At 72.1% G+C, this 2,179-nt stretch carries 2 protein-coding genes and 1 pseudogene; all 3 read right to left on the bottom strand.

All coding sequences use genetic code 11. The annotated features are described in order from the left end of the window. Nucleotides 1–752: thiolase family protein (locus ABT116_RS43420; RefSeq protein ID WP_351646290.1), on the bottom strand; the 752-nt coding region annotated here is incomplete at its 3' end. Then, the gene (locus tag ABT116_RS43415) at nt 749–1,690 is read right to left on the bottom strand and encodes a Zn-ribbon domain-containing OB-fold protein (protein ID WP_351646288.1); all 942 of its coding nucleotides are present in this window, start codon (nt 1,688–1,690) and stop codon (nt 749–751) included. The genes ABT116_RS43420 and ABT116_RS43415, both read right to left, overlap by 4 nt. Before the next feature lie 119 nt (nt 1,691–1,809). Further along, nucleotides 1,810–2,088: pseudogene (locus ABT116_RS43410) on the bottom strand (enoyl-CoA hydratase-related protein); the annotation flags it as partial. Between the last annotated feature and the right edge of the window lie 91 nt (nt 2,089–2,179).

Below are 2,179 nucleotides of genomic sequence, written 5' to 3'. Positions count from 1 at the left end.
GAGTCGGTCAGGTCGCGCACGCCCAGGGCGTGGGCCTCGATGCGGTGGTCGATGCCGCGGATCCAGGCGGGGCGTGCGCACAGATCCCTGGCCCGGTCTCCCGCAGCGAGGATCACGGCGGCGGCGCCGTCGCCGATGGGCGGGCAGTCGCCGGTGCGCAGGGGCCGTACGAGGTAGTCGCCCTGCGGTACGGGGCCGCGCAGCTGTGCGTGCGGGTTGGTGCGCGCCGCCTCGCGGTTGCGTGCGGCGACGGCGGCGAGGGCGGGCTCGTCGGCGTCACCGGCGTCGACGAGGGCCTGCGCCTGGAGGGCGGCGAGGGCGACGGAGTCGGGCCACAGGGGGGCCACGTAGTACGGGTCGAGCTGGCGGGTCAGGACGTCGCGGACCGAGCCGGGCGAGGATTTGCCGTACGAGTAGACCAGGGCGGTGTCGGCGTCGCCGGTGAGGAGTTTCGTCCAGGCCTCGTACAGGGCCCAGGCGCCGTCCATCTCGACGTGCGACTCGGAGATCGGCGGCCAGGCTCCGACGCCGTCGAGGGCGAGGGTGAAGGAGAAGGCGCGGCCGGCGAGGTAGTCGCTGGAGCCGGAGCAGGTGAAGTCGATGTCGGCGGTCTTCAGGCCGGTCCGGTCGAGCACCTCGTGCAGCACCGGCATCAGCATCTCCACCTCGGAGAGCTCGTCGCTCGTGCGCCGGTGGTCGGTCTGGGCGAAGGCCACGACGGCGATCTCGCGGTCCTGCGGTGCGCTCGTCACAACAGCTCCTTGTAGGTGTCGTAGTCCGCGTCGGGTTCGCCGGTGGGCCGGTAGTGGTCGGGGTAGCGGGCGCCCTCGGTCCACACGGGTTCGACGCGCAGGCCCATGCGGACCTCGTCGTAGGGGATGCCGCCGATCCGGCCGTGCAGCGCGAGGCCGGCGCCGTCGAGGGCGATGTGGGCGTAGACGTACGGCACCTCGATGTCGAGGTTCTTCGCTTTGATGTTGACGATGCAGAACGTGGTCACGGTGCCACGCGGGCCCACCTCGACCTGCTCGGATGTGGCGACCCCACAGGTGGGGCACGCGCCTCGCGGGGGGACGTACACCTTGCGGCAGGACGGGCAGCGTTCGCCGACGGTCCGCCGGCCGGAGAGGGCGTTGATGTAGGCGGTCTGGGCGCGGCCGGGCGAGTAGGTGTAGTCGAGACGGGCCTCGGCGACGATGCCGCTGACCGGGTCCTCGAACTCGCCCGCGTGGACGGTGACGGTGGAGACCTCTCCGTCGTACGGCTCGAAGCAGGCGATGTCCGTGATGGCACCGGTTCGTTCCCCGGCCCAGCGGACGCGGACGCGCATGCCGGTGTGGACGGCGTCGGGGCCGGGGGCGTCGAGGGCGTGCAGGAGGGCGGTGTCGGCGCCGTCGAGTCGCACCAGCACCCAGGCGAAGGGCGTGTCCAGGGGCTGGCCCCGGCGGGGTTCAAGGTTCCAGGCCCAGGTGGTGACGGTGCCCGTGACACCGACGGGGACGAGGTCGCGGATCTCCTCGGCGGTGACGGGGTCGTACTCGACGGGCGGGACCAGGGTACGGCCGTCGCGGGTCTTCACCCCGAGGATCACGCGTTCCCGCAGACCGGTCAGGAAGGCACTCTGGACGGGCCCGAGGGAGCGGGTGAAGGGAAATTCGACGACGAGCGGCGCCTTGAGAACTGCGGACATCGAGGGCCTGCCTCCTTCGAAATGGGCGTGCACGGGGCGCGCCCCTTCAGGGGCACGGGGAACTGCGCGCTCAGCCACCGACGACCCGCAGCTCTTGACCGGCACAGGCCGGCGCAGCGCTACGCGCGCTTGTAGACGGGCGGTCGCTTCTCCGCGAAGGCGCGGGCGCCTTCCTTGGCGTCGGCGGTGTCGAAGACGGGCCAGCCGCGGGTGAGTTCGGCGGCGAGGCCGTCGGTCTCGGTCATCTCGGCGGTCTCGTAGACGGACGCCTTGACGGCCTCGACGGCCAGCGGGCCGCAGGAGTTGATCTGTTCGGCGATCTCCAGCGCCCTGCTCAGGGCCGTGCCGTCGGGGACGACGTGGCCGACCAGGCCGATGCCGGCGGCCTCCCGGGGCGTCCGCTTCGGCCAGGTCCACGTCTACAACAACCGCTACGACATCACCGGCGACCACCACCGCTACTCCCTCGGCGTCTCCACCGAGTCGAGG

The sequence above is a fragment of the Streptomyces sp. NPDC002130 genome, assembly GCF_040296465.1.
Taxonomy (GTDB): Bacteria; Actinomycetota; Actinomycetes; order Streptomycetales; family Streptomycetaceae; genus Streptomyces.
The sequence above is the reverse complement of the archived record's forward strand: the minus strand, read 5'-3'. Positions and strand labels throughout refer to the sequence as shown.